The organism is Paenibacillus tabacirhizosphaerae (assembly GCF_040812395.1).
In the GTDB taxonomy this organism is placed as follows: Bacteria; Bacillota; Bacilli; order Paenibacillales; family NBRC-103111; genus Paenibacillus_E.
Genome location: NZ_JBFNXH010000001.1, coordinates 548,008 through 574,308, shown reverse-complemented (window position 1 = coordinate 574,308; position 26,301 = coordinate 548,008). Strand labels below are relative to the sequence as shown.

The following is a 26,301-nucleotide window of genomic DNA, read 5'->3' as shown; positions in this document are numbered from 1 at the left end:
GAAAGACATTGGGCGTAATGAATAAATTTATGAATTTTCTTGGCTTACAGGAAGAGGAGGAAATTGTAGAGCGGGAACGAATTGTAGAAGCAACGGAAGAACCTGAAACCAATCCGTATGAAACTCGTAGTAAAAATAAAGCGAACGTCGTCAGCATTCATTCGCAGAAAAATGCGCGCGTTGTGCTGAGTGAACCTCGTACCTACGAAGAAACGCAGGACATTGCCGACCATCTTCGATCGCGAAGAGCGGTTGTGGTTAATTTGCAACGAGTACGTGGGGATCAAGCCGTCCGTATAGTGGATTTCTTAAGCGGAACGGTATATGCTTTAAATGGGTCTATCTCCAAGCTTGGGCCGAATATCTTCTTGTGTACGCCAGACTCTGTCGATATTCATGGTCACATCTCCGAAATGATGGGTGAGGAATAGACGCATATCCTGACATAGAGGTGTATGCATACGTGGGTTACGTTTACAATTATCTTGGCATTTTGATGGAAATTTATTATTTCATGATTATTGGGTATTTGATTCTCTCTTGGTTTCCTAATGCGCGCGACAGTTTTGTCGGCGGGCTATTGGGGAAATTGGTTGAACCGTATCTGCGTCCGTTCCGCAAAATTATTCCGAGCATCGGGTTTATCGATCTCTCGCCGATAGTTGCGCTAATCGCTCTGCGATTTGTCGTGCTGGGAATCGGAGCGGTGATCGATTTCTTCGTAAGGATGTTTTAACATTGTCAAAAGAGCTGTATGGTCATTTTCATCCGGATGAACATCATTTTGTCGACAAGGCTTTGGAGTGGGTGGAGCGTGCGGCAGTGCAGCACGCAGTGAAACGGACGGACTTTCTGGACCCGCGACAAGCGTTTATTTTGACAACACTAGTGAATCGCCATCCGGATGTGCATTGTCGCTTAGAAGGCGGTCACCCTGGCGCAGAACGCAAAAGAGCGGTCATCGCGCCGGATTATCGGTCGCTTGAGGATGAAGATTTGGGAATTGCCGTTTTATCGGTATCGTCGGGAGACGGTAAATTTCTAACATTAGAACATGGAGATTACATGGGCGCCATTCTTGGACTCGGCATGAAGCGAGACAAGGTTGGCGATATTCATGTTATAGAGGGTGGCTGCCACTGTCTTGTCACTGAAGAAGCTGCGAGTTACTTGCACATGAATCTGTCGCAGGTTCACAAGGTGCATGTCCAGACAGAGCTGCTGCCAGTTCATGAGCTGGAGGTTGCCAAAGTGCAACTGGACGAGCTTACACTGTCCGTCGCTTCCATGCGAATGGATGGGATTGTAAGCGATGTCTATCGATTAAGCCGGGCCAAGATTCTCATTCCCATTCAAGCAGGTCGCTGCCGGGTCAATTGGAAGCTGGAGGAAGATCCCAGTAAGCCGCTCAAAGAAGGCGATCTGGTATCGCTGCAAGGATTCGGCCGATTCAAAGTGCTTGAAGTGGAAGGAATTTCAAAAAAAGGCCGGATTCGTGTGAGGATTGGCAAATATACATAATTGCATAGAAATTACCCTCGAACGTTGCAGGAATTTATTGGTTTCTGTCGAAATGATCAAGTAACGAAATCTGTTTTCCTTTGGAGAACACAGCAATTGCGGGTGGGACGGTTGTGCTAGAACTGGAACATAAGCAAACACTGATGAAGCAAGTTTTCTATGAAAACTCTGAGGAGGGGCACCAATGGCATTAACACCGCTTGACATACATAACAAGGAATTTTCTCGCTCTTTCCGCGGTTATGATGAAGATCAAGTGAACGAATTTCTGGATCAAGTCATTAAGGATTATGAGGCACTTATCCGTGAGAATAAAGACTTGCAGAATCAAGCTGCTTCGCTGAAAGAGCGCTTGGACCATTTCTCGAATATCGAGGAGACACTCAGCAAAACAATTATCGTTGCTCAAGAAGCAGCTGATGAAGTGAAGCACAACGCGAAAAAGGAAGCACAGCTGATTCTGAAGGAAGCGGAGAAAAATGCGGATCGTATTATCAATGAATCTTTGGCAAGATCCCGCAAAGTCGCTTTGGAGATCGAAGAGCTGAAGAAACAGGCTTCCATTTATCGCACGCGTTTCCGGACGCTGCTCGAAGCTCAATTGGAGCTTTTGAACACCGAAGGCTGGCAAAGCATGCAGATGGATAATCAAGAAGAATAGGGTGACGATGTCCGGGCTTTTGATATATTGACTATGCCTAATGAATTCGTTATACTCCTGTTAAATGTATTGCAGCAAAGCGATGACTGGAACGAGTAGGGCGTAAATGCAGTGTCAGCGAGTTAGGAGTGTGGTGTGAGCCTAATCTCTGCAGCGTGCCGAATATCCCCCAGGAGCGTCTCTTGAATCAAGTAGAGAGAATCGGGTCATGCCGTTATCCATGATCGAGTGAAAAAGCTCTGAACTTGCACGTTGGCGTGCGATTTTTTATGCTTTTTAACGAGGGTGGTACCGCGAGATGAGCTTCTCGTCCCTTTTGGGATGAGAGGCTTTTTTTATTAGCTGAATGGCAGGAATGGAGTGGTGAATATGGATTATGGAAAAACATTAAATTTATTGCAAACGGAGTTCCCGATGAGAGGCAATTTGCCGCAAGCGGAACCGAAAATTCAAGAACAATGGCAGGCAGATGATATTTATGCCAAGGTGCAGGCGAGCCGCAAAGGTCGGGAGAAGTTTATTCTTCATGACGGGCCTCCATATGCCAATGGTGATATTCATATCGGTCATGCGCTCAATAAGGTTTTGAAAGATATCATCGTTCGATTCAAAACGCTGCAAGGCTATGATGCGCCATATGTGCCGGGCTGGGATACCCATGGCCTTCCGATTGAGCAAGTGATTACAAACAGCGGGAAAGTGGATCGCAAGAAAATGAGTGTGCCTGAATTCCGTGAATACTGCAAAGAGTATGCTTTGCAATCGGTGGAAAAGCAGAAGGCTCAATTCCAAAGACTAGGCATTCGTGGCGACTGGAAAAATCCTTATATTACGCTTCAGCCTGAATATGAAGCTTGGCAAATTCGCGTTTTTGGGCAAATGGTGCAAAAGGGGTATATTTACAAGGGATTAAAGCCTGTCTATTGGTCTCCTTCTTCAGAAAGCGCACTAGCTGAGGCGGAAATTGAGTATAAAGAGAAGACGTCGTTCTCGATTTACGTAGCATTTCCAGTCAAAGATGGTAAAGGAAAGCTGCCGCAGGACGCTTCGATTGTGATTTGGACAACGACGCCGTGGACGCTGCCTGCAAACCTTGGCATTTCCGTACATCCTGAATTTGACTATGCGGTTGTGCAAGTTTCCGGCAAGAAATATGTGCTGGCCCAAGGATTATTGGAGGCCGCTGCCAAAGAAATCGGCTGGACAGATTATGAAGTGCTATCAACCGTAAAAGGCAGCGAGCTTGAATTCGTAACCTGCCAGCATCCATTCTATGATCGGGAATCGCTAGTCATGGTTGGCGAGCACGTCACGCTGGAAGCCGGTACAGGCTGCGTACATACGGCGCCTGGGCACGGTGAAGACGACTTCGCAATCGGTCAGCGTTATCAGATCGGCGTGCTTTGTCCAGTGGACGATCAAGGGCATTTTACTGTAGAAGCGCCTGGTTTCGAAGGGTTGTTTTACGAAAAAGGCGGGAAGCTCGTCATCGAGAAACTGCAGGAATCCGGGCTTTTGCTGAAAGTGGGCGAAATTCAGCATCAGTACGCGCACGATTGGCGGACGAAGAAGCCTGTTATTTATCGCGCAACAGAGCAATGGTTTGCATCGATCGATAAATTCAGAAACGAGATGCTGGAAGAAATTAAGAAAGTGAACTGGACGCCAACATGGGGCGAGGTTCGCTTGCATAACATGATCGCGGAACGTGGTGACTGGTGCATTTCCAGACAGCGTGCTTGGGGCGTGCCGATTCCGATCTTTTACTGCCGCAGCTGTAACGAGCCTCTGGTAAACGAGCAAACGATCGAGCATGTAGCTGAGCTTTTTGCCAAAGAAGGTTCGAACGCTTGGTTTATCAAAGACGAGAAAGAGCTGCTGCCGCACGGTACCACTTGTTCCAAATGCGGACATGGCGAATTCCGTAAGGAAACCGACATTATGGACGTTTGGTTCGATTCAGGTTCCAGCCATGTAGCTGTTCTTGAAGCTCGTCCAGAGCTTCAGTGGCCAGCTGATTTATATTTGGAAGGTTCCGACCAATATCGCGGTTGGTTTAATTCTTCCCTAATTACGGGGGTTGCGGTCAGAGAGCAGTCGCCATATAAAGGGATTCTCAGCCATGGCTTTACGCTTGATGGCGAGGGCCGTAAAATGTCCAAGTCGATCGGGAATACGATTGATCCGACACAAGTAGCCGGAAAGCTTGGAGCTGATATTCTTCGTCTATGGGTATCTTCTGTCGATTATCAATCGGATCACCGCATCTCGGATAATATTTTGAACCAAACGACCGAAGTGTATCGTAAAATTCGAAACACACTGCGTTTCTTGCTTGGGAATTTAAGCCATTTTAATCCGGCAACGGATCGAGTAGCGGCCGATAACCTGTCTGAACTTGATCGATACGCATGGATTCGTCTTAATCGAATGATCGAGAAAGTCGTGAAAGCTTACGAAAACTATGAATTTCACGTGGTGTATCAAACGATTCATCATTTCTGTGCGGTGGAAATGAGTTCGTTCTACCTCGATGTGATTAAGGATCGTTTGTATGCAGGGGCCCCTCATGATGCGGCGCGCAAAGCATCACAAACTGTGTTGTATGAGGTGCTTACAGCAATAACGAAGCTGATCTCTCCGATTTTGCCGCATACGGCGGACGAAGTCTGGAAATACATCCCGGGTGTTGAGTTAAGCACCGTACAGGTTGCTGAGCTGCCTGAAGTTCAAACGAGCTTGTATAACGAAGATTTGGAAAATAAATGGAATAACTTCCTTGGGTTAAGAGATGAAGTGCTGAAAGCGTTGGAAGAAGCCCGTAAAGACAAGGTCATCGGCAATTCCTTGGGTGCTGCTGTGCACCTTTATCCTAGCGAACAGGTTTATAGCTTGTTAAATCAATTTGAGCAATTGGATCAATTGTTCATCGTGTCCGCTGTTCACGTGCATCAACCTGGAACAACTGCACCGGAAGGCGCCTATCAGGCGAAAGAAACAGCGATTGCAATTGCTGTAGCCGAGGGCGAGAAGTGCGAACGCTGCTGGATAGTCACACCGGAAGTTGGACAAAGTAAAGAGCATCCAACACTATGTGTGCGATGCAATGAGGTTGTCTCCGCTCATTATCACGAGTAGATGATGTAACCATGAAACAAACGAGCTTTCGTTTATTACGAAGCTCGTTTGTCCTGTTTGTTCCGGGAGCACATGGGGGAGTTAGTCTTCCTTGTCAGGGTTTTCAAACTCTAGCAAAGGATCTCCTTCGCCGCTTTCTAAGTAATCCCTGTAGGATTTACTCCGGACGATTGTAACGTGTTCGCCATAGAGGTCAGTTGCAATGAAACTTTCGAAGGATTCGACATAACCTTCTTGCTCGTCGGCTTCAATGTACATTTCATTGTAGTTTTCGACATTCGGGTTTTCGGCAAAAGCAGGTGAATTGGACGTTCCCCAGCTCTCTACAATTTGCCATGCATCTTCACCGTCGAATTCGGTTTCGTCATCTCGCTCATCCATGCTGGTTCTGCCGAAAGGCGGGAATAGGACTTGTTCTTCGACAGGTCTTCGCTCCGAAGTCTCCGGATCAGGGACATGTTCGAAGCAGTAAAGTGTCGTTGGGATGGCTTGCAGCCGCTCGAAAGGGATAGGCGCTTTGCAGAAAATGCAAATACCGTAATCGCCTTGATTCAAATGAGCCAAAGCCTCATTAACCTGATTCAAATGAAATTCGGCATGTTCATTCAGCGAGATATCTTTTTCTCGTTCATAGATTTCAGTTGCAATATCGCCGGGGTGATTATCGTACATCGATAGCTCACCGGTGCTGTCTATAAAAGAATGGGACAAACCGTAATTGTCATTCGTCCCGAAATGCCGTTCGAGATCAAGCTTTTCCTCCAATAGCTGTAGATTGATTTCTTTTAATTGCTGTTCAGTCAAATGGTTCATTGTCAGCACAGCTCCCTTCTTGCAGAATGATCCATACCGTTATAGTGCCGAATGGAAGCTTTTTTTAATGAGGTAATTCCTTGAATATAAGGTTCAGTTTAGGAGGAAGCATATGAAATATTATTTTTACGCGCTAATCGTATTTATTTTGGATCAAGCCGCCAAATGGATGATTGTGAAACGAATTCCACTCGGTGAGGAGCGCCCCGTTATCGGGGAATTCTTCATGATTACTTCGCATCGCAATCGTGGTGCAGCTTTCGGCATCTTACAGGATCAACGATGGTTTTTTATTGTGATTACAACGATCGTAGTTATCGGAATTGTGTGGTACATCCGCCGGACGATCCGTGAAGGGAAAGGATTGCTGTCTTTTGCGCTTAGTTTGCTCTTAGGAGGGGCACTTGGCAATTTCCTGGATCGCGCTTTATTTGGAGAAGTGGTTGATTTCTTGCAAGTTACCTTTGATTTTAATTTGTTCGGAAAAACCATTTATTATGGTTACCCTATTTTTAATTTTGCTGATTCCGCTATTGTTATCGGGGTAATTCTCATTTTCTTGGACTCACTGCTCGTTTGGAGAAAAGAGAAAAAAGGAGCTGCACATGAACATAAACCAGACCTCTCCTGAGTCTGCTTCGAATGAAGCTGTGGAATGGACGGTTGAACAACAGTTTGCGGGTGAACGTATCGATAAATTTATTACCGATGCTTTGGAAGAAGATATTTCTCGAACGCAAGTGCAGCAATGGGTCAAAGATGGGCATGTTAAGGTGAACGGAAACGGAATCAAGTCCAATTACAAGCTCTCGGAAAATGACGTGATCACCCTGAGCATTCCTGAGCCTACGGGAGTGGAACTCCTTGCGGAGGATATCCCTTTGAATGTAGTGTTCGAAGATTCGGATGTTATCGTCATTAACAAGATGAGAGGTCTTGTTGTTCATCCTGCTCCTGGCCATTACTCGGGAACATTAGTGAACGCTTTGATGTTTCATTGTCATGATTTGTCTGGCATTAATGGCGAGCTTCGTCCCGGTATCGTCCACCGGATCGATAAGGATACGTCTGGTTTGATCATGGCTGCCAAGAATGATAAAGCACACACGAGTTTAGCCGAACAATTGAAGGCTCATTCGGTTAACCGGAAATATATCGCACTTGTTCATGGCAACATTCAGCATGACCAAGGTACGATAGATGCCCCTATCGGGCGCGACTCACATGACCGCAAGATGTATACAGTGACAGAGAAAAATAGCAAGCATGCTGTGACGCATTTTATTGTTTTAGAGCGTTTCGGCGATTTTACGCTTGTCGAGCTTAAGCTGGAGACAGGCAGAACGCACCAGATTCGCGTGCATATGAAGTTCATTGGTCACCCGCTGGTCGGCGATCCTATGTACGGTAAAAGCAAAGGCAATCTGATGAATGGGCAAGCGCTGCATGCAGCGGTTCTTGGATTTATTCATCCCCGTTCCGGAGAGCATTTGCAATTCGAAGCGCCGCTTCCGGATGATATGAATCATCTGTTAAATACGATCCGGATACGTTGAAAAGTGCAAAAGAAAGGACGAATAGTCCATTCAGCATTTTGATAAAAAGAGATATGTTTGGTAGTGGACACCATGAATTTCCATAGATTGTGTCGAAATCGGCAAAAAAATTATACGTAAACAGGTGAAAATAATGGCGAAAATTAATCAGAATTATTTGCAGCTGCAAGGCAGCTATTTGTTCTCCGAAGTGGCAAGAAGAAGAAATAAATTTATCGCTGAGAATCCGAATGCAGCCATTATCTCCTTAGGCATTGGCGATGTTACCCGCGCATTGCCAGGCTCGGTTATTTCATCCCTTCATTCAGCAGTTGATGAAATGGCAAGTGAATCTACGTTCCGCGGCTATGGTCCAGAACAAGGATATGATTTCTTAATCAATGAAATTATTAAGAATGACTATGAGTCCCGCGGCATTACGCTGGGCACGAATGAAGTATTCGTGAGCGACGGCTCCAAATGTGACGTTGGGAACATTCAGGAGATTTTTAGCCAAGATAGCATCATTGCTGTACAAGATCCTGTATACCCTGTATATGTAGATACGAACGTAATGGCAGGCCGCTCCGGCAAGTTCAATCCGGAAAAAGGTCAATACGAGAACATCGTCTACCTGCCATGCAACGCGGAAAATAACTTCAAGCCTGAGCTTCCTAAGCAAAAGGTAGATATTATTTATCTTTGCTACCCGAATAACCCAACAGGAATGACACTTACGAAGGACGAACTTAAAGTATGGGTTGATTATGCGCGTGAAAACAACTGTATCCTGTTGTTCGATTCCGCTTATGAAGCTTATATTCAAGAGAAGGACGTACCTCGCTCCATCTATGAAATTGAAGGCGCGAAAGAAGTTGCGATTGAGTTCCGCAGCTTGTCCAAAACAGCTGGCTTCACAGGAACGCGTTGTGCCTATACAGTTGTTCCTCGTGAGCTGATTGCTCGTGACGAAGACGGGAACGAGGTTGTTGTCAATGACCTGTGGAACCGCAGACAAACAACCAAATTCAATGGTGTATCCTATATTACACAAAGAGGCGCGGCGGCAATCTTCTCCGAAGAGGGCAAAGCGCAAATCGCCAAATTGGTTGACTACTACATGACGAATGCGAAAATCATTCGCGAGGGCATTTCCTCCCTCGGCATTCAAGTATACGGCGGCGTAAATGCTCCGTACATTTGGTTGAAAACTCCACAAGGTCTGAGCTCATGGGATTTCTTCGATAAATTGCTCGCTGAAGCGAATATCGTAGGAACACCTGGCGTGGGTTTCGGTCAAAACGGTCAAGGCTATTTCCGCCTTACTGCTTTCGGCAGCCGCGAGAATACGGAGAAAGCCGTTGAAAGATTCAAAGGCTTGAGCCTCTAAAACGAAGAAAAAAGGGACTGCGAGGAGTCGATATGACTCCTTAGGCAGTCCCTTTTTGTTCGTATAAACAGTCTTGCCTTCTAACTATCCGGCATCTCGCGTTACCGTCTCATTCACGAACTGGCTATTATACAGATCAGCATAGAACTTGCCCTGTTCAAGAAGCTGTTCATGTGTGCCTTGCTCGATGACCGTGCCATGGTTCATCACGAGAATCAAATCCGCATCGCGTATCGTTGACAGGCGATGCGCAATGACAAAGCTGGTACGCCCCTTCATCAGGTTGCTCATAGCACGCTGTATCGATACCTCGGTTCGCGTATCTACGCTGCTCGTCGCCTCATCGAGAATCAAGATGGCTGGATCGGCGAGAATCGCGCGAGCAATGGTCAGGAGCTGCTTTTGCCCGTGTGAGATGTTCGACGCCTCTTCGTTAAGTACGGTATCATAGCCATGAGGAAGTGTTCTGATAAAATGATCGGCATACGCGGCACGTGCAGCCTGAACGATATCCGACTCAGTGGCGCCCTCCCGGCCGTATGCGATGTTATCGCGAATCGTCCCGTTGAAGAGCCATGTGTCTTGCAGCACCATGCCAAACAATCCCCGAAGATCCGCGCGAGTCATATCGCGTGAATCAATATCGTCAATGATGATGGCTCCACTTCTTAGCTCGTAGAAGCGCATGAGCAGATTGACGATCGTTGTTTTACCTGCGCCTGTTGGTCCGACAATAGCTACCGTCTGTCCTGATTGCACTTCTATATTCATATCGTTGATTAACGGAGTATCCTCCTTGTAAGAGAATGCAACATGATTAAATTTCACATGTCCATTAACTTTTGCAGGTGCTAACCCGTCTGCCCGTTCTTGAATTTCCTCCGGCTCATCCAGGAGTTCGAAGATGCGTTCAGCAGCAGCGATTGTTGACTGAATGACGTTCGCAATATTTGCTACCTGAGTGATGGGCATTCCGAATTGCCCGGAATATTGGATGAACGCTAGGATATCGCCAATTTTAATAGAGCCATTCGTAACCATGATGCCGCCGATAATGCTGACGAGAACATATCCGATATTTCCGATAAACGACATGAGAGGAAAGATCAATCCAGAAATGAATTGTGCTTTCCAACCGGAATGATAAAGACGATCATTAATTTCATTGAATCGATCAACTGCTTTTCTTTCGCGGCCAAAAGCCTTGACAATCGTGTGTCCTGTATACATTTCTTCCACATGCCCATTCAGTTCTCCAAGCATTTTTTGCTGCCCTTTAAAATACTTCTGAGAGCGGGATGCAATCATTTTGGTTCCTAAAATGCTGAGTGGTAAAGTAACAATGGTTGCTAAAGTAAGTAGCGGGCTTATCGTTAACATCATGATGATGATTCCCAGCAGGGTGACCAGCGAAGTAATCAATTGCGTTAAGCTTTGCTGCATGGTGGAACTGAGGGTGTCCACATCATTCGTCGCCCGACTCATTGTATCGCCATGACTGCGCGAATCGAAGAAAGAAAGAGGGACACGTGAAAGCTTCTCGCTGATTTTTTCCCGCAGATTGAAGACTACTTTTTGGGTGACGCCCACCATAATCCACTGCTGGATATAAGTAAGTACGGCGCTGAGGATGTACAGGGCAGCAAGAGTGAGGGCTATTTGTAAAATAGCATTGAAGTCAATTTTTGCGCCAGCAACACCTTTTAATTTGGCCATCGAGCCTTCGAATAGTTTGGTTGTTGCGTTACCCATCAGTTTCGGGGCAACAATGCTGAAAACGGTGCTGAGTACTGAAGCAATTAAGACAAGCGTTATGGAAATGCGGAAGGGGAGCAGGTAACTGAATAAACGCCTTAAAGTACCCTTGAAGTCTTTTGCTTTCTGAACGGGCATCCCCATAGCGCCCATGCCGCCTCGGCCAAAATGAGCGGGACCCATACCGGCGGGTGGCTGTCCACTCTTAGGTTTCTCACTCATGCAATTTCCTCCTCTGATAGTTGAGAAGCAACAATTTCTTGATATACGTTACATGTTTTCATTAGTTCAGCATGAGTACCTGTCCCCGAGACGCTGCCATCTTCCAAGACGATAATCCGATCCGCGTCCATAATGGTGCTAACACGCTGGGCTACAATAATCATCGTTGCCTCTTTCGTTTCTGCTTTTAATGCTGCACGCAGTTTGGCGTCAGTTTTGAAATCCAGCGCAGAGAAGCTATCATCGAACACATAGATGCCAGGCTTGCGAGCTAAAGCGCGAGCAATGGCTAAGCGCTGTTTCTGGCCGCCGGATAAATTCGTTCCACCTTGCGCTAGCACGGACTGAAAGCCATCCTTCATTTCCGAGATGAAATCGGAAGCTTGAGCAGTCCGCGCTGCGTGCTCAATATCTGATTCCGTTGCATCCTCACGTCCGAAACGGATATTGTCGGCGACGGTTCCAGAGAAGAGGAGTGCTTTTTGCGGGACATAGCCGATTTGTTCTCTTAAGCTTTCTAACTCAAGGTCGGGTATGTTTTGCCCACCGATCTCAATACGACCGCTATGCACATCATAGAAGCGCAACAGCAAATTAATAAGTGTCGTTTTGCCCGAACCTGTTCCGCCGATAATAGCCGTCACTTCTCCCGGCTCTGCCCGGAATGATATATTGCGAAGAGCGGGCTGCTCAGCGCCCGGATAGCTGAAAGAAACATGTTGGAATTCGACGGCAGCCTGGTTGGCGCGAAGAGGTTTAGCCGAAACTGAGCTGTGGATGACGGATTTGGTATCTAACACTTCATTAATGCGCACAGCTGAAGCGGAAGCGCGCGGGATCATAACGAAAATCATCGTCATCAAAAACATTGAAAACATGATCTGCATGGCGTATTGGATAAAAGCCATCAAATCACCGATTTGCATTTGGTTATAATCGATGCGTTTGCCGCCGTACCAAAGGATGACAACAATTCCGAGGTTGAACACCAGCATCATAAGGGGCATCATCGTAGACATGAGGATGTTTACCTTCACGGCGGTTTGTGTGTAATCAACATTGGCTTTTTCAAATTTACGCTTTTCATGCTCAGATCGATTGAATGCCCGGATGACCCGGATGCCCGTTAAATTTTCTCTTAGAACAAGGTTGATCTGATCGATTTTTACTTGAAGAGCTTTAAATAGTGGGATCCCTTTGCGCATGATGCCTATGATAGCAAGGGTGAGGACAGGAATAATAGCAATCAGAACGAGTGCAAGCTTGGTGTCTTTGTACACAGCCATGATGACCCCACCGATGAGCATAGTCGGAGCTCCAATAAACATCCGCATCATCACAACGACTTGCTGAACTTGGGCAATGTCATTGGTCGTTCTCGTAATGAGGGAAGAGGTGCCCAGTTTATCGAACTCGCCAAGAGAGAAGCTCTCTACATGATTGAAAACGGTACGTCGAAGATCTCTGCCAAAACCTGTAGCGGATCGTGCCAGCAAGTAGCTGGCAATTACAACGCAAACCGTAGCGCCCAGGGCAACGAACAGCATGTAAGCGCCATATTTGATAATGTAAGGAATATCTCCATTCACAACTCCCACATCAACAATGTCTGCGAGCAGGGTAGGGAGATACAGTTGAGCAAGTGATTGCAGGAGCATGAATACGACTACAGCAACGACTTGAACGCTGTACGGTTTTAAAAGCCGGAACAGTTTGAACATAATTTCCTCCTTCGAATGTTCGAATCGATTGTGTGAACATGCTTAGTAATAGTTATTGACTCTAGCCAGTTTACTGCTTTGCAAAAAATGAAAAATTAGGGTAAAATAATTACAAAGGAACCATAAAGTAAGTAACCTTAGTTATTTCCTTTAGTTTACTCAATCACTTTTCAATCGTCAAGGAGGAAATGAATCATGGAACCGCAAACGACTCCTGGTGAGGCAGTTCCTAGTGCTGCTGAGGTTGTTCAAGCCATAATCCGTACTGCACATTATATGCGACAGGGGTTCGAAATGGGTGCTTCGGAGCTAGGCATACCCTCTTATTTGACCGGGCCGAGGCTGCGTATGCTTGGTGCTGTGTCTGAATTTGGACCCATTCGAATGAATGATTTGGCAGTGAAAATGGGTATCAAAGCGATTACTGTCACCCAGTTTGTAGATGCGCTTGAGAAAGAAAATATGCTTGTGCGTCTTCAGGATCCGACGGATCGGCGCGCGACGCTTATCCAGCTGACAGATTCGGCGCGTCCCTTACTTAAAAAAGCGGGAGAGGCATCCAGACAAGTTACAGAGAAAATGATGGAGCCCTTGTCAATAGAGAAGCGCACCCAGTTGCTTGATATTCTTTCCCTGATAGGCGATTACAAGCAAGTGTGCCAATTTGGTGATAGACATATCAGATCAACGGATGAATGAATACAAATGTATGAATAGATATTGACTTATCATGTCGAAAGTGGGATAATTCTTTTAATTAAATATGTGCCTTTAAAAACAGTCCAGAGAGGCTGGCAAGGTAGTCGATGAGAGAAGACGGAATATACCGAATCGTGAATTTGGTGTATGAACGAGTCTAGGAATGTGCGCATTCTTATACCCCGGTCTGTATCTTTATGCGCTCGTAACTCCTTGCCAATAAGATGGCAAGGAGTTTTTTGGTTTCGCACAGAGAACAAGCAATGCTTACGACGATAGTTTTGCTAAAGCAAAACTAAGCCAATGCTTACGACGCAAGTTTTCCTACGGAAAACTTTTAGGAGGCGAAAATGATGACCGAGACTGCGGAACACAGCATTATGGATGAAATGGGCATTCGCAGAGCATTGACGCGGATTGCGCACGAGATACTGGAAAAGAATAAAGGGGTAGAGAATTGCACCTTAATCGGGATACGCACCCGAGGCATCTACTTAGCGACACGCGTGGCCGAGCGGATTCTCGAGATTGAAGGGATTCCGATCCCAGTGGGGGAAATCGACATTACCTCTTATCGTGACGACCGGGTTAAAGTGAAATCGGTAGACAATGCGCAAGAAGGCGGCAAGCTGCAAATTCAAGATCGCAAAATCATCCTCTTTGACGATGTGCTTTATACAGGGCGGACGGTGAGAGCAGCTATGGATGCATTGATTGACCTCGGCAGGCCGCAAATGATTCAGCTTGCCGTGCTTATAGATAGGGGGCATCGCGAACTGCCGATTCGCCCCGACTACGTAGGAAAGAACGTACCTACCTCCAAAAGCGAGAGTATTGAAGTTCAGCTAACTGAGATCGACAGCAAGGATGGCGTCATTATACTTCAACAAAGGGGGAAACAGGAGTGAGCATAATGAGTGTACATACAACTAAACATTTTCTTGGTTTGAAAGGACTTAGCGCGGGAGAAATTACTAGCATCCTGGATCGTGCAGCATACTGGGAACAATATCCGACGAAAGTAACGAATCAATTGCACGGAAAATTCGTGTCTAATCTTTTTTTTGAAAATAGTACAAGAACCCGGTTTTCGTTTGAACTGGCGCAAAAGCGGCTAGGTGCGGACGTGCTCAACTTCTCTGCGGCGGAGTCTTCCGTACAAAAAGGAGAGTCGATCTATGACACCGTAAAAACGTTGGAGTCCATGGGTATCGATGCGGGGGTTATACGCTTGAAACCAGTTGGCGTTCTCGCTGAACTGGCTGAGAAAATCAAAGTCCCGCTTATCAATGCGGGGGACGGCAACAACGAGCATCCGACGCAAGCGCTGCTTGATTTCTATACGATGCGCAAGCAGTTTGGCACAATCAAAGGATTGACGGTTTCCATTGTCGGAGACATTCTGCACAGCCGCGTCGCTCGCTCCAACTTGTGGGGACTTATCGCTCTGGGTGCGAAAGTGCAGTTCTGCGCGCCGGATAATATGCAGGCTCCTGACCTGGCTGAATTCGCGCCGTATGTCTCTTTCGAAGAAGCGCTGAAAGCGGATGTCGTTATGATGCTGCGGGTACAGCTCGAACGTCATGACAAAGGGATCATCCGCTCGGCAGAGGAATACCGCGCGCAGTATGGGCTAACCGTGGAGCGGGCAAGCCGTATGGCACCGCACGCGATCATCATGCACCCGGCTCCGGTAAACCGCAACGTAGAGCTGGATGACGAACTGGTCGAACACGAGAAATCAAAAATATTTACGCAAATCGCTCACGGTGTGCCGATTCGCATGGCAGTCATCGAGAGAGCTTTATCATAGAACAGGGGGCTATACCGACAATGGGCATTTGGATTTTGAACGGACTGACTGTGGATGCGAACAACGAGCAAACGAAGCAACATATTTTGGTTGAAAACAACATCATTTCACAAGTCATTGATGCAAGCGGCGGTTCAACGCCTAGCACGGAAGGACATGAAGTGATTGACGCAGCAGGCAAGCTGGTTGCACCGGGCTTCATCGATATGCACGTTCACCTGCGCGAGCCGGGCTTTGAGCATAAAGAAAACATCGCGACTGGCACGCGTTCTGCAGCGAGAGGAGGCTTCACGACAATCGCTTGCATGCCAAATACGAGACCGGTTATCGATACTGTTGAAACGGTTAGTTACATATTGGACAAAGCGGCTACAGAAGGCTCCGTACGCGTACTGCCGTACGGCTGCATCACGAAAAACGAGCTCGGCCGCGAGTTGACGGATTTTGCTGCGCTGAAGGAAGCGGGCGTCATCGGTTACACCGATGATGGCGTGGGTGTCCAAAGCGCGCAAATGATGAAAGATGCGATGGCGTTAGCCGCATCGCTCGGTATGCCGATCATCGCGCACTGCGAGGATAACACCTTGGTTGAAGGCGCGCCGGTCAGCGAAGGCGCCTTCGCTAAGAAGCACGGACTCAAGGGGATTCCGAATGAGTCCGAAGCGATTCATGTAGGCCGCGATGTGCTGCTGGCCGAAGCGACAGGCGTTCACTACCACGTGTGCCACGTCAGCACCGAGCAATCGGTCCGTTTGATCCGGCACGCGAAGCAGTTCGGAATCAAGGTAACCGCTGAGGTGTGTCCGCATCACCTTGTGCTCTCGGATGAGGATATTCCAGGGCTGGACGCTAACTGGAAAATGAACCCGCCACTGCGCACGCCACGCGACGTGCAAGCGGTCATTGAGGGGCTTGAGGATGGCACGATTGACATCATCGTGACCGATCATGCCCCGCACAGCGAGGAAGAGAAAGAAAAAGGCATGCAACTTGCGCCCTTCGGTATTCTCGGCTTCGAGACTGCGTTTCCGCTGCTATACTCCAAGTTTGTTGTGACAGGCAAGTGGACATTGGGCTTCCTGATCGATCGCATGACGGCAAAACCTGCTGATGTGTTCGGCCTTCCGTACGGTACATTAAAGGTAGGCAGCGTGGCTGACATTACGATTGTTGATCTCGATACCGAACGTGAAGTCTTGAAAGAAGAGATTGTATCCCGCAGCAAAAACACACCGTTTATCGGTTGGAAGCTGCAAGGGTGGCCCGTTGTTACAATCGCGTCGGGCAAGGTAGTTTGGTCATAAGACCGCTATAACCCCTATACGGCGAACGGAAAGTCGTGTATATTTATACAAAAAGATAATTTTTTATGCATTACAATAGTCACGACATCTGCGGTTCAAGGAACGAACCGTTTGACAATAGCGAAGGAGTTGAAAGAACATGCAGGCAAGATTGTTGCTGGAAGACGGCACTCTTTTTACAGGAAAATCGTTCGGTAGTGAGGGTGACTCCGTCGGCGAGGTTGTATTCAATACAGGTATTACAGGTTATCAGGAGGTGCTTTCCGACCCTTCTTATTGCGGTCAAATCGTAACGATGACTTACCCCCTTATCGGGAACTATGGTGTTATTCGCGACGATTTCGAATCTGTGCGTCCATTCATTCACGGGTTCGTGGTACGGGAGCATGAAGAAATTCCAAGTAACTGGAGAGCGCAATATACGCTCGGAAGCCTGCTGAAAGAATACGGCATCATCGGTATCAGCGGCATCGACACACGCATGCTGACTCGTAAAATCCGCCATCACGGTGTGATGAAGGGCTTATTGACGACTTCGAATCAATCGATTGCTGAACTGAGCGAGATGCTCGGCGTTTCTAAACTTATGACGGATCAAGTGGCGCGCGTTTCGACGAAAAGCGTATATGGAGCCCCTGGACATAAAGAGCGTGTAGTTCTCGTTGATTTCGGGGCAAAAAGCGGAATTATCCGCGATTTGAGCAAGCGCGACTGTGATGTCGTGGTCGTGCCGCAAGATGCGACTGCCGAACAAATTCGCCGCCTTGCGCCAGATGGCGTTCTGCTGTCTAACGGCCCTGGGGACCCGAAAGACGTGCCTCATGCTGTGCAAATGGTGAAAGATCTACTCGGCGAATTCCCGATCTTCGGTATTTGCCTTGGGCACCAGTTGTTTGCCCTGGCTTGCGGAGCTGACACGGATAAGTTGAAATTCGGTCACCGCGGCGGCAACCATCCGGTCAAAGATTTGATCTCCGGACGCTGCTACATCACTTCCCAGAACCATGGCTATACCGTGAAAGAAGAGTCTGTGGCGGGAACAGAACTGGAAGTTACGCATATTAACAATAACGATCGTTCAATCGAAGGCTTGAGACATAAAAAATACCCTGTTTTCTCGGTTCAATATCATCCGGAAGCAGCGCCGGGTCCTTTTGACTCCAGCTACTTGTTTGATGATTTCATCGACATGATCCGTCAGCATAAGCTGAACAACCCAGAGCAGCCGCGCCAAGCGCAAATGCTTGCTCAATGGAAAGCATCCGTGGTGTCGACAACGGTGAAGGAGGAACTTCAGTATGCCAAAAAATAATACACTCAAAAAGATTCTCGTGATTGGCTCCGGTCCCATCGTGATCGGTCAAGCGGCGGAATTCGACTATGCAGGTACGCAAGCATGCCAAGCGCTTAAAGAAGAAGGCATGGAAGTTATTTTGATCAACAGCAACCCGGCTACCATCATGACAGACACGAACATGGCCGACAAAGTGTATATCGAACCCATCACATTGGAATTCGTCACACAAATCATTCGCCAAGAGCGTCCAGACGGCTTGCTTCCTACACTAGGCGGTCAAACAGGTTTGAACATGGCCGTTGAACTGGCGCGTGCCGGTGTGCTTGAAAGCGAGAACGTAAAGCTTCTGGGAACCCAGCTATCTGCGATTGAAAAAGCGGAAGACCGCGATTTGTTCAGAGATTTGATGAGAGAACTGGAACAACCGGTTCCAGACAGCGTGATCGTAACGACTGTTGCGCAAGCTGTGGATTTTGCTAATGAGATTGGCTTCCCGATCATCATTCGTCCTGCCTATACCTTAGGCGGTACAGGCGGTGGTATCTGTAACACGATGGATGAACTGACGGATATCGTGGCCTCCGGACTTCGTTACAGCCCGATTGGCCAATGTCTCGTAGAGAGAAGTATCGCAGGCATGAAGGAAGTCGAGTACGAGGTTATGCGTGACGCGAACGACAACTGTATCGTCGTGTGTAACATGGAAAACTTCGATCCAGTTGGCGTACATACCGGCGACAGTATCGTTGTGGCGCCAAGCCAAACATTGTCTGACCGCGAGTACCAAATGCTGCGTTCCGCTTCACTGAAAATTATTCGTGCGCTCAACATCGAAGGCGGCTGTAATGTTCAGTACGCGCTCGATCCGCACAGCTTCCAGTACTACGTGATTGAAGTAAATCCGCGTGTAAGCCGCTCTTCGGCGCTGGCTTCCAAGGCTACGGGCTATCCAATCGCCAAAATGGCAGCGAAAATCGCGATTGGTTACACGTTGGATGAGCTGGTTAACCCTGTAACTGGTCAGACATACGCATGTTTTGAGCCGGCACTGGATTATATCGTTTCCAAAATTCCACGCTGGCCATTCGATAAATTTACAGCAGCTAACCGCAAATTAGGCACGCAAATGAAAGCGACTGGCGAAGTTATGGCGATTGGCCGTACGTTCGAGGAGTCGATTCATAAAGCGATCCGCTCGCTCGAAATCGGTGTGCACCGTCTCTTCTTGAAAGAAACGGATTTGCTGGATCAAGAAACGTTAGAACTGCGTTTGCAGAAACCGGACGATGAGCGTCTGTTCTTGCTGGCTGAAGCTTATCGCAGAGGCTATACAGTTGAACAACTGCAGCATATTACGAAGATTGACTGGTGGTTCTTGAACAAGCTGGACAGATTGATTAAATTCGAGAAAGAGATTGCTGCCGGGGATTTGACACCGGAGTTGCTGTATGAAACGAAGCGTAAAGGCTTTACAGATCGCGCAATCGCAGAAATTCGCACGCTGGCAGGTTCACCTTCCTACACGAAAGAAACAGAAGTGCGCAGTTACCGTTTGCAGCAAGACATCAAGCCGGTTTATAAAATGGTTGATACTTGCGCAGCCGAGTTCGAAGCTTCGACGCCTTACTATTACTCGACGTATGAGCAAGAAGATGAAGTGACAGAAACGACGAAGGAGAAAGTGGTCGTTCTGGGCTCGGGTCCGATTCGTATCGGTCAAGGCATTGAGTTTGACTACTCCACTGTACACGCTGTTTGGGCGATCCAGGCTGCCGGTTATGAAGCAGTTATTATCAACAACAACCCGGAGACGGTTTCCACAGACTTTAATACATCTGATCGCCTGTACTTCGAGCCTTTGTTCTTCGAAGATGTGATGAATGTCATCGAACGCGAAAAGCCGATCGGCGTTATCGTTCAATTTGGCGGACAAACGGCGATTAACCTGGCTGCACCGCTTTCCAAAGCAGGCGTGCGCATCCTCGGCTCTGATCTGGAAAGCATCGACACAGCGGAAGATCGCAAAAAATTCGAAGCTTTGCTCAGCAAGCTCTCCATTGCACAGCCGCCTGGCGGCACTGTCACATCGGTCGATCAAGCGGTAGGCACAGCAGCACAGTTTGGCTACCCGGTTATCGTTCGTCCTTCGTACGTCCTTGGCGGCCGCGCGATGGAGATCGTTTACTCCGATCAAGAACTGCTGAACTATATGGAATATGCGGTCAAAATTAACCCTGAGCATCCGGTTCTGATTGACCGTTACATGCTGGGGAAAGAGGTAGAAGTGGACGCGATCTGCGATAAGGAAACGGTTCTGATTCCAGGCATCATGGAACACGTTGAGCGCGCAGGGGTTCACTCCGGTGACTCGATCGCTGTCTATCCGCCGCAAACGATCTCTGACAAAATAAAGCAACAAATCATCGAGATTACAACGAAAATCGGCCTGGAGCTCAAGGTAGTCGGACTTGTGAACATCCAGTTCGTTATTCACAACGATGAAGTCTATGTGATTGAAGTTAACCCGCGTTCCTCCAGAACGGTGCCATTCTTAAGTAAAGTAACGAACATCCCAATGGCAAACGTAGCAACACGCGTGATCATGGGACAAAAGCTGGTAGATATGGGCTACCAAAATGGTCTATGGCCGGAAGATAAATATGTTTCCGTCAAAGTGCCTGTGTTCTCCTTCGCTAAGCTTCGCCGTGTTGACACGACGCTGGGACCTGAAATGAAGTCAACGGGTGAGGTTATGGGCCGCGACACCAATTTTGCCAAGGCACTCTACAAAGGCTTAATCGGGGCCGGAATGAAAATTCCTCCAGCTGGTTCTGTTGTCGTTACGGTATCGGATAAGGATAAGGAAGAAGCGATTGAAATCATGAAGGGCTTCTACCGTCTTGGCTACAAAATTATCGCTACAGGCGGTACGGCAGTAGCGCTTCAAGAAGCTGGTCTGCCTGTGAATACAGTGAACAAGCTGAGTGAAGGGTCCCCGAACATCCTGGATCTGATCCGCAGCGGAGAGGCGCAATTCGTTGTCAATACACTGACTAAAGGCAAAACACCAGAGCGTGACGGCTTCCGTATTCGTCGTGAAGCGGTTGAGAATGGCGTTGTTTGTATGACATCACTGGACACTGTGAGAGCGCTGGTCAATATGCTTGAAGCGATCAACTTCTCTTCACGCGCAATGCCGATTCATGCCTAAAGGATGGTGACGAACATGAGTGTTCTAACCCGTACGGATGTTACAGGACGCATTATGGTCGCTTTGGATTATGCAAGCGCAGAAGGAGCTGAGGGGCTGCTCAAGCAGCTCGAAGGCATCCCTTGTTATATGAAAGTGGGCATGCAGTTGTTCTACGCTGCAGGCCCTGGTTTTGTAGCCAGTCTGAAAGACCGCGGCTACAAAGTGTTCTTGGATGTCAAAATGCATGACATCCCGAACACGGTCAAAGGAGGCTCCGAGAGTGTTACACGTCTAGGAGTCGATCTGTTCAACATCCATGCAGCCGGTGGCAAGCTGATGATGGAAGCAGCCTTGGAGGGCGTCGACAAGGCGCTCGCCCCAGGAGCAAGACGCCCGATCGTGATCGGCGTCACGCAGTTGACCAGCACCAGCCAGCAGGTGCTGAATGACGAGATCGGCCTGACCGGTTCGGTCGAACAGGCCGTCATTCAGTACGCCCGCTTGGCGCATGCCGCAGGGCTGCAGGGCGTTGTGGCGTCACCGCTTGAGGTGACGAAGATTAAGGCGGCGTGCGGTGACGGATTTGTCACCGTGACGCCGGGCATTCGCCCTGCGGGAGCTGAGATCGGCGACCAGTCGCGCGTCATGACACCGCCAGAGGCGTTTGCGCAGGGCACGGACTATGTGGTGATCGGACGCCCGATTACAGGGTCAGCCGATCCGCGATCTGCTATTGAAGCGATTATTGATTCAATCGTGTAGGTCAAGCCAGATTTTTGAACCTTTCTTGGACTAGGTTGTTATGACTGATTAGAAGGGAATCTCTATCTAATCTGGCCTTTCCATTCGTATCCGTTACATTTCATGGAAATACTCCTGCTAATAGGTTCTTTATCGTGGATTTCAAAGACTAAGGTCACGATTAGCAGGAGAAATTCCGGTTATATTCGCTGACTTCCTGGAAAACCTACCTTTAACGCTAGGCTTTCCAGGTTTTATTGTACATAGAACCTTTTATTTGCAGTCCATCATACTGGAATTTTCTAATTGAGGAAGGAATGGTAAATAATCATGAGCCAACTTGAAACAATAGCAGGGCACATTGCTTCGTCATTACTGGATATTGAGGCGGTTTCGCTGCGCCCGCATCAGCCGTTTACTTGGACTTCAGGCCTCAAATCGCCGATTTATTGTGATAACCGCCTAACGCTGTCTTATCCGGCTATTCGCGAAGCGATCGCGGACGGATTTGCCGCTTTAATCAAGGAGAAATTCCCGGAAGTTGAGGTTGTTGCCGGAACGGCTACGGCGGGCATCCCGCATGCAGCTTGGGTTGCGCAAAAGTTGGGACTTCCGATGATTTACATTCGCGATAAAGCCAAAGGGCACGGGAAAGAGAATTTGATCGAAGGCTCTATCAAGCCGGGGCAGAAGGTTATCGTTATCGAGGATCTAATCTCAACGGGCGGAAGCTCGTTAAAAGCAGCAATCGCTGTGAAAGAAGCTGGAGCTGTGGCGCTGGGCGTTCTTGCGATTTTTTCTTACCAGCTCGATAAAGCAACGGATGCTTTTCAAGCGGCGGGCATGCCGCTCCATACGCTTTCCAACTTCTCGAATCTGCTCGAAGTGGCACTAGAGAAAGGCAAGATTAAAGAAGAGGACATAGCGCTTCTTCAATCTTGGAGAGCGAATCCGGCTGCATTTGGCGTTTAGGATTTGCTGTATTCGCCGCGAAGATTGACGAAATAGGCTTATCGACCTATACTGAGAAAGTGCGTAGGCACTGCCTAACATCTGCGAAAAGGCAAATGACGCGAAAGCGGCAGACGCAAAGCTATAGGGGCTAATCGGCTTCGGTCGAATGCTTGCCAGCTATCGAACGGTGAAAGGAGGAGATCTCGTGAATGTGAATAGTGTACTTTCTGCCATAAACGGTGGCGGATCCTTGCAGCAAGCAGTCGGACTGCAGCTGTTAAGCAACTCAAAAGACATTCAAAAGGAAGCCGCAGCGACATTGTTGCAAGATTTCGTCAATACGCAGCAACAAGTTCAAGCGGCCGCAGCATCGGCTACGCCGCATTTAGGTAAACATATAGACATCCGCGCATAGCGGATACAAAGAAAGAAGCTCGACCTTTACGAAAAGGAGAGCTTCTTTTTTTACGTCAGGATGTATAAATCTTTTACGGAACTAAGCTTTAGGGATACTCATCCTAACAGATAAGCGTATGTTGTCAGGTATGTGTTTGTGGCGAGCTCGGCGGAGCGGAGAGATTCCGCACACATCGTGCGGTACGCGCATTTGACAGGATGGACGTAGAAGATCCGGAAGTGCCACAGCGGTTTGGCGTATTGAATTACCGGCTCGATCTGCGTGAGATCGTCTTTTCGCACGGGCGAGCGGAACGTAGGTGCGTTATGCGGCGGTATTTTCGGTCGTAGGGACATTTCGCGGAACTACCGTACCTTATGAGCAAGAAATGCTGGGTTGTAGGCACCATTTCGCTCATTTAACGCACCCTAGTTCCGCTTCAGGGGGAGAAAAGGGACGTTGCCTTGGAATAAGGCTTCGTAGTTCCGTCGATGTTGCTGTGCATGAGGTATTGGCGGTTCGGTAGTATCTCCTCGGTTTTTTTGCGAAGCTTGCGGAGAAACGCGCACCCGGGATTCGCGCGTGTTGGGAAGGCGAAATGTACTCGGAATCTTACAGTGGTGTTCATGGGTATGAATACCGGAGGAAGACAGGTTAGTTAAATGAGAAGTGATAGGCAGCACAAAGTAGCACAGAAAAGGGAATCAGTATGGGGTGGAAATGCGATAGCGGTTGGAACTCCATACCCAATTCCCTCCCCATACTCAAACGTATGGGTTTTTCTTATCAAATAACATATCTACGAAAGCTTGTAAGGGCTGAGACATCCATTTTTTGGGGTGGAGCAGGAGTTGCAAATCAAACCGGAGTTCGGGATGTGAAAAGGGAATAACCGCAAGCTTATTCATGGCTAGTTCGTTCTCGACGGCAATTCGAGGAAGGAGAGCGATGCCAAGACCAGTCTTGACACAGTGTTTAATGGTTTCCAGATTACCGAGTTCGAAGCCGATGTGGAAGGGAATGCCATGATCTTTTAACAATTTCTCGAGCATACCCCGGTAGATGCAGCTTTCTTCGGTTACGATGAATTCGGTGTTCTGTAAATCATTGATCAGTACGCGGTCGGCTTCAAGAAGGGGATGCTGATTGGGCGCAACTAGCACCAGGGGCTCTTCCCTGACACGGATACAGTTTAAGTGATTGTCCGCCGGATAACGATCGAGCATGAGTCCAATATCATAGTCGCCTTCTTTGATTTTAGTAATTAAGGACGATTCGTCGTCAGGAAGCAGTTGAATGTTTAAATCAGGGAATTGCTGCTTAAGCTGCTGCAAATAGGGAGGGAGGTAATAAGCCGCTAATGAATCAATGGTACCGATCGTTAAGGTTCCGCTTACTTGATTAGCGATCATCTCTTTGGACTGGTCGTAAAGTTCCAGTATTTGCAAGACGAGTTTGTGCAGGCTTTCTCCTGGCGGCGTAAGTCGCAATTGGCGGCCATAGCGTTCGAAAAGAGGGACTCCGTACTCTCGTTCTAATTTCTGAATTTGCATCGTTACACTTGACTGCGCATAGCCTAATTCTTCGGCTGCGCGGGTGAAGCTTTTTCTCCGGGCAACTTCCCGAAAGGTTCGGAAGTACGTTAGATCCATTTCACTACCTCTTATTATCAAAATTATTGATGAGCTCCATCATTTATTATAGCTAACTGTGATGCAATGATCCATGCTAAAGTGATTGTAAGGACAAATTTGGAGGGAGTTGGTTATGATGTTGACTGAAAAAGAGCTGCAAGGGGTTTATGTACCCATCATTACGCCATTTGATGAAGAATCTGAGGTGGATGTGGCCTCTTTCTATAACCATGCGTACAATTTGATTCAAGACGAAGTGGACGGACTTGTCATTAACGGAACGACTGGAGAATCACCGACGATTTCTACGGAGGAGCTGGATATCCTGTTCGCAGCCGCGCAGGCCGCCAGGCAAGCTGCTCATGTAGAAGTGCCGCTGATCGTCGGCACAGGCACGAATGATACGCGTTCAACGGTTAAAAAAACCGAGCTTGCCGGCAAACTGGGCGCGGAAGCTGTTCTCGTTGTTGTGCCCTACTATAATAAGCCGAGCCAACAAGGGATTATTGAACATTTTCGCAGTGCGGCGAGTGTTGGCGTGCCGGTCATCCTCTATGAAGTTCCCCACCGCACGGGCGTGACGCTGGAGTTTGATACAGTTCGGACGATCCTTGACATCGATGGTGTTATTGGGATGAAGGACAGTACCCCTAGTACACAGCTGGTATCGGAGCTTACGCGTGTAGGTTCAAAGCCTGTGCTCTGCGGGGAAGACTCGTTGCTGTACGCGGCGTTGTGCGCAGGGGCGAAGGGTGTTATGAGTGCTTCGGCGAACGTGGAAACAGAACGGTTTGTAGCGTTTTATCGCAGTTTTATAGAAGGGCAACGCCTGAAGAGTAAAGAGCAATTCGATGAATTAGTACCGCTCATCCGGCTCATATTCCAGGAGCCTAATCCAGCTGCACTGAAATGGCTGCTAGAGAAGCAGGGAATCATTGCCGCGGGCACACTTCGGTTGCCCTTGTTGTCTGCTTCAGAAAGCTTGCAAGAAAAACTTGCCGCGTATCTATAAGAGATATATCACTAGCATGAGAATGGTCATCGAGTAGAGTGCTGAGGAGGGAATCAATGATGGAAAGAGAAAAAGTATTTACAGGTTCTCCATGGGAGCCGCTAGTTGGCTACTGCCGAGCTATTCGGATTGGGAACCGGATCGAAGTCGCCGGGACAACGGCGATGAAGGACGGAGCGGTCGTTGGCGTAGATAATCCCTATGAGCAAGCACGTTACATTTTGCAAACGATTGAGAAAGCTCTTCAAGAACTTGGCGCTCAAATGTCGGACGTCGTACGAACGAGAATGTTTGTAACCGATATTTCGAAATGGCTGGAGATCGGCAAAGCTCATGGTGAATTTTTTCGTGATGTGCAGCCAGTGGCTACGATGGTTGAGGTGAAGGCGCTTATTGATCCTCAACTAATGGTTGAAATCGAAGTGGAAGCTGTTATAGATGAGAAATGAGCAGTTTGCTCGTTCCCTAAGTATGAAAAGTGAAATGGTGTCACTAACATAA

23 protein-coding genes, 1 riboswitch and 1 other annotated feature are annotated in these 26,301 nt (G+C 47.9%); of the genes, 19 read left to right on the top strand and 4 right to left on the bottom strand.

Annotated features, from left to right (window positions below):
* Positions 1 to 8 precede the first annotated feature (8 nt).
* From ABRS97_RS02750 to ileS, 5 genes are all read left to right on the top strand, one after another.
* Entirely contained in the window at positions 9 to 431 is a 423-nt protein-coding gene (locus ABRS97_RS02750; RefSeq protein ID WP_367811356.1) for a cell division protein SepF, read from the top strand.
* A gap of 65 nt (positions 432 to 496) precedes the next feature.
* Entirely contained in the window at positions 497 to 736 is a 240-nt protein-coding gene (locus ABRS97_RS02745; RefSeq protein WP_483312407.1) for a YggT family protein, read from the top strand.
* Between the two features lie 2 nt (positions 737 to 738).
* Positions 739 to 1,521 carry a YlmH family RNA-binding protein gene (locus ABRS97_RS02740; protein ID WP_367811354.1) on the top strand — a complete coding sequence of 261 codons (783 nt, stop codon included), beginning with the start codon at positions 739 to 741 and terminating at the stop codon, positions 1,519 to 1,521.
* A gap of 184 nt (positions 1,522 to 1,705) precedes the next feature.
* Complete coding sequence (locus ABRS97_RS02735; protein WP_367811353.1) at positions 1,706 to 2,182, top strand: DivIVA domain-containing protein; 477 nt, start codon at positions 1,706 to 1,708, stop codon at positions 2,180 to 2,182.
* A 73-nt stretch (positions 2,183 to 2,255) separates the two neighbouring features.
* Positions 2,256 to 2,500 (top strand) — a binding site (T-box leader).
* Positions 2,501 to 2,551: 51 nt separating this feature from the next.
* Positions 2,552 to 5,320 carry an isoleucine--tRNA ligase gene (ileS, locus tag ABRS97_RS02730; RefSeq protein ID WP_367811352.1) on the top strand — a complete coding sequence of 923 codons (2,769 nt, stop codon included), beginning with the start codon at positions 2,552 to 2,554 and terminating at the stop codon, positions 5,318 to 5,320.
* Between the two features lie 81 nt (positions 5,321 to 5,401).
* Here ileS and ABRS97_RS02725 read toward each other — a convergent pair whose 3' ends face one another.
* The gene (locus ABRS97_RS02725; RefSeq protein ID WP_367811351.1) at positions 5,402 to 6,133 is read right to left on the bottom strand and encodes a TraR/DksA C4-type zinc finger protein; all 732 of its coding nucleotides are present in this window, start codon (positions 6,131 to 6,133) and stop codon (positions 5,402 to 5,404) included.
* A gap of 112 nt (positions 6,134 to 6,245) precedes the next feature.
* On the opposite strand from ABRS97_RS02725, the gene lspA reads away from it, so the two are divergent.
* The 3 genes from lspA to ABRS97_RS02710 all read left to right on the top strand — a co-directional run bounded on the left by lspA (position 6,246) and on the right by ABRS97_RS02710 (position 9,058).
* Positions 6,246 to 6,764: a signal peptidase II gene (lspA, locus tag ABRS97_RS02720; RefSeq protein WP_367811350.1), complete on the top strand. Its 519-nt coding sequence runs from the start codon at positions 6,246 to 6,248 to the stop codon at positions 6,762 to 6,764.
* Positions 6,739 to 7,689 (top strand): RluA family pseudouridine synthase, encoded by a 951-nt coding sequence (locus ABRS97_RS02715; RefSeq protein WP_367811349.1) that lies wholly within the window; start codon positions 6,739 to 6,741, stop codon positions 7,687 to 7,689. The genes lspA and ABRS97_RS02715 overlap by 26 nt, the downstream gene beginning before the upstream one ends.
* Before the next feature lie 133 nt (positions 7,690 to 7,822).
* The gene (locus ABRS97_RS02710; protein WP_367811348.1) at positions 7,823 to 9,058 is read left to right on the top strand and encodes an LL-diaminopimelate aminotransferase; all 1,236 of its coding nucleotides are present in this window, start codon (positions 7,823 to 7,825) and stop codon (positions 9,056 to 9,058) included.
* 84 nt (positions 9,059 to 9,142) lie between these two features.
* Here the strand turns inward: ABRS97_RS02710 and ABRS97_RS02705 are convergent, their stop codons facing one another.
* Together ABRS97_RS02705 and ABRS97_RS02700 are read right to left on the bottom strand one after the other, a co-directional pair.
* On the bottom strand, positions 9,143 to 11,035 hold the full coding sequence (locus ABRS97_RS02705) for an ABC transporter ATP-binding protein (RefSeq protein ID WP_367811347.1): 1,893 nt from the start codon (positions 11,033 to 11,035) through the stop codon (positions 9,143 to 9,145).
* Positions 11,032 to 12,756 (bottom strand): ABC transporter ATP-binding protein, encoded by a 1,725-nt coding sequence (locus tag ABRS97_RS02700; RefSeq protein ID WP_367811346.1) that lies wholly within the window; start codon positions 12,754 to 12,756, stop codon positions 11,032 to 11,034. The genes ABRS97_RS02705 and ABRS97_RS02700 overlap by 4 nt, the downstream gene beginning before the upstream one ends.
* A gap of 195 nt (positions 12,757 to 12,951) precedes the next feature.
* Between ABRS97_RS02700 and ABRS97_RS02695 the strand changes: the two genes are divergently transcribed.
* From ABRS97_RS02695 to ABRS97_RS02655, 9 genes are all read left to right on the top strand, one after another.
* The gene (locus tag ABRS97_RS02695) at positions 12,952 to 13,455 is read left to right on the top strand and encodes a MarR family winged helix-turn-helix transcriptional regulator (RefSeq protein WP_367811345.1); all 504 of its coding nucleotides are present in this window, start codon (positions 12,952 to 12,954) and stop codon (positions 13,453 to 13,455) included.
* Positions 13,456 to 13,805: 350 nt separating this feature from the next.
* A complete protein-coding gene (pyrR, locus tag ABRS97_RS02690; RefSeq protein ID WP_367811344.1) occupies positions 13,806 to 14,363 on the top strand; it encodes a bifunctional pyr operon transcriptional regulator/uracil phosphoribosyltransferase PyrR in 558 nt (185 codons plus the stop codon).
* Positions 14,364 to 14,368: 5 nt separating this feature from the next.
* Complete coding sequence (locus tag ABRS97_RS02685) at positions 14,369 to 15,268, top strand: aspartate carbamoyltransferase catalytic subunit (RefSeq protein ID WP_367811343.1); 900 nt, start codon at positions 14,369 to 14,371, stop codon at positions 15,266 to 15,268.
* Positions 15,269 to 15,288: 20 nt separating this feature from the next.
* Positions 15,289 to 16,572 carry a dihydroorotase gene (locus ABRS97_RS02680; protein ID WP_367811342.1) on the top strand — a complete coding sequence of 428 codons (1,284 nt, stop codon included), beginning with the start codon at positions 15,289 to 15,291 and terminating at the stop codon, positions 16,570 to 16,572.
* Positions 16,573 to 16,711: 139 nt separating this feature from the next.
* Complete coding sequence (gene carA, locus ABRS97_RS02675; protein WP_367811341.1) at positions 16,712 to 17,884, top strand: glutamine-hydrolyzing carbamoyl-phosphate synthase small subunit; 1,173 nt, start codon at positions 16,712 to 16,714, stop codon at positions 17,882 to 17,884.
* Positions 17,871 to 21,080, top strand: a complete 3,210-nt coding sequence (gene carB / locus ABRS97_RS02670) for a carbamoyl-phosphate synthase large subunit (RefSeq protein ID WP_367811340.1) — start codon at positions 17,871 to 17,873, stop codon at positions 21,078 to 21,080. Before carA ends, carB begins: the two co-directional genes overlap by 14 nt.
* A gap of 15 nt (positions 21,081 to 21,095) precedes the next feature.
* Positions 21,096 to 21,824, top strand: coding sequence for an orotidine-5'-phosphate decarboxylase (pyrF, locus tag ABRS97_RS02665; protein ID WP_367811339.1), 729 nt, complete (start codon positions 21,096 to 21,098; stop codon positions 21,822 to 21,824).
* 309 nt (positions 21,825 to 22,133) lie between these two features.
* Positions 22,134 to 22,775 carry an orotate phosphoribosyltransferase gene (pyrE, locus tag ABRS97_RS02660; protein WP_367811338.1) on the top strand — a complete coding sequence of 214 codons (642 nt, stop codon included), beginning with the start codon at positions 22,134 to 22,136 and terminating at the stop codon, positions 22,773 to 22,775.
* An 80-nt stretch (positions 22,776 to 22,855) separates the two neighbouring features.
* Positions 22,856 to 22,942, top strand: a riboswitch (cyclic di-GMP riboswitch).
* A 20-nt stretch (positions 22,943 to 22,962) separates the two neighbouring features.
* On the top strand, positions 22,963 to 23,172 hold the full coding sequence (locus tag ABRS97_RS02655) for a YjfB family protein (RefSeq protein ID WP_367811337.1): 210 nt from the start codon (positions 22,963 to 22,965) through the stop codon (positions 23,170 to 23,172).
* Between the two features lie 746 nt (positions 23,173 to 23,918).
* Here the strand turns inward: ABRS97_RS02655 and ABRS97_RS02650 are convergent.
* On the bottom strand, positions 23,919 to 24,806 hold the full coding sequence (locus ABRS97_RS02650; protein WP_367811336.1) for a LysR family transcriptional regulator: 888 nt from the start codon (positions 24,804 to 24,806) through the stop codon (positions 23,919 to 23,921).
* A 115-nt stretch (positions 24,807 to 24,921) separates the two neighbouring features.
* Between ABRS97_RS02650 and dapA the strand changes: the two genes are divergently transcribed.
* On the top strand, positions 24,922 to 25,800 hold the full coding sequence (dapA, locus tag ABRS97_RS02645; protein ID WP_367811335.1) for a 4-hydroxy-tetrahydrodipicolinate synthase: 879 nt from the start codon (positions 24,922 to 24,924) through the stop codon (positions 25,798 to 25,800).
* A gap of 59 nt (positions 25,801 to 25,859) precedes the next feature.
* The gene (locus ABRS97_RS02640; RefSeq protein WP_367811408.1) at positions 25,860 to 26,249 is read left to right on the top strand and encodes a RidA family protein; all 390 of its coding nucleotides are present in this window, start codon (positions 25,860 to 25,862) and stop codon (positions 26,247 to 26,249) included.
* Positions 26,250 to 26,301: the final 52 nt, after the last annotated feature.

What these genes read in the sequence shown, in the direction of transcription:
- ABRS97_RS02745 (WP_483312407.1), top strand. Translation starts at nt 497, where the DNA reads ATGGAAATTTATTATTTCATGATTATTGGGTATTTGATTCTCTCTTGG.
- ABRS97_RS02735 (WP_367811353.1), top strand. Translation starts at nt 1,706, where the DNA reads ATGGCATTAACACCGCTTGACATACATAACAAGGAATTTTCTCGCTCT.
- ileS (WP_367811352.1), top strand. Translation starts at nt 2,552, where the DNA reads ATGGATTATGGAAAAACATTAAATTTATTGCAAACGGAGTTCCCGATG.
- ABRS97_RS02725 (WP_367811351.1), bottom strand. Translation starts at nt 6,133, where the DNA reads ATGAACCATTTGACTGAACAGCAATTAAAAGAAATCAATCTACAGCTA.
- lspA (WP_367811350.1), top strand. Translation starts at nt 6,246, where the DNA reads ATGAAATATTATTTTTACGCGCTAATCGTATTTATTTTGGATCAAGCC.
- ABRS97_RS02715 (WP_367811349.1), top strand. Translation starts at nt 6,739, where the DNA reads ATGAACATAAACCAGACCTCTCCTGAGTCTGCTTCGAATGAAGCTGTG.
- ABRS97_RS02710 (WP_367811348.1), top strand. Translation starts at nt 7,823, where the DNA reads ATGGCGAAAATTAATCAGAATTATTTGCAGCTGCAAGGCAGCTATTTG.
- ABRS97_RS02705 (WP_367811347.1), bottom strand. Translation starts at nt 11,035, where the DNA reads ATGAGTGAGAAACCTAAGAGTGGACAGCCACCCGCCGGTATGGGTCCC.
- ABRS97_RS02700 (WP_367811346.1), bottom strand. Translation starts at nt 12,756, where the DNA reads ATGTTCAAACTGTTCCGGCTTTTAAAACCGTACAGCGTTCAAGTCGTT.
- ABRS97_RS02695 (WP_367811345.1), top strand. Translation starts at nt 12,952, where the DNA reads ATGGAACCGCAAACGACTCCTGGTGAGGCAGTTCCTAGTGCTGCTGAG.
- pyrR (WP_367811344.1), top strand. Translation starts at nt 13,806, where the DNA reads ATGATGACCGAGACTGCGGAACACAGCATTATGGATGAAATGGGCATT.
- ABRS97_RS02685 (WP_367811343.1), top strand. Translation starts at nt 14,369, where the DNA reads ATGAGTGTACATACAACTAAACATTTTCTTGGTTTGAAAGGACTTAGC.
- ABRS97_RS02680 (WP_367811342.1), top strand. Translation starts at nt 15,289, where the DNA reads ATGGGCATTTGGATTTTGAACGGACTGACTGTGGATGCGAACAACGAG.
- carA (WP_367811341.1), top strand. Translation starts at nt 16,712, where the DNA reads ATGCAGGCAAGATTGTTGCTGGAAGACGGCACTCTTTTTACAGGAAAA.
- carB (WP_367811340.1), top strand. Translation starts at nt 17,871, where the DNA reads ATGCCAAAAAATAATACACTCAAAAAGATTCTCGTGATTGGCTCCGGT.
- pyrF (WP_367811339.1), top strand. Translation starts at nt 21,096, where the DNA reads ATGAGTGTTCTAACCCGTACGGATGTTACAGGACGCATTATGGTCGCT.
- pyrE (WP_367811338.1), top strand. Translation starts at nt 22,134, where the DNA reads ATGAGCCAACTTGAAACAATAGCAGGGCACATTGCTTCGTCATTACTG.
- ABRS97_RS02650 (WP_367811336.1), bottom strand. Translation starts at nt 24,806, where the DNA reads ATGGATCTAACGTACTTCCGAACCTTTCGGGAAGTTGCCCGGAGAAAA.
- dapA (WP_367811335.1), top strand. Translation starts at nt 24,922, where the DNA reads ATGATGTTGACTGAAAAAGAGCTGCAAGGGGTTTATGTACCCATCATT.
- ABRS97_RS02640 (WP_367811408.1), top strand. Translation starts at nt 25,860, where the DNA reads ATGGAAAGAGAAAAAGTATTTACAGGTTCTCCATGGGAGCCGCTAGTT.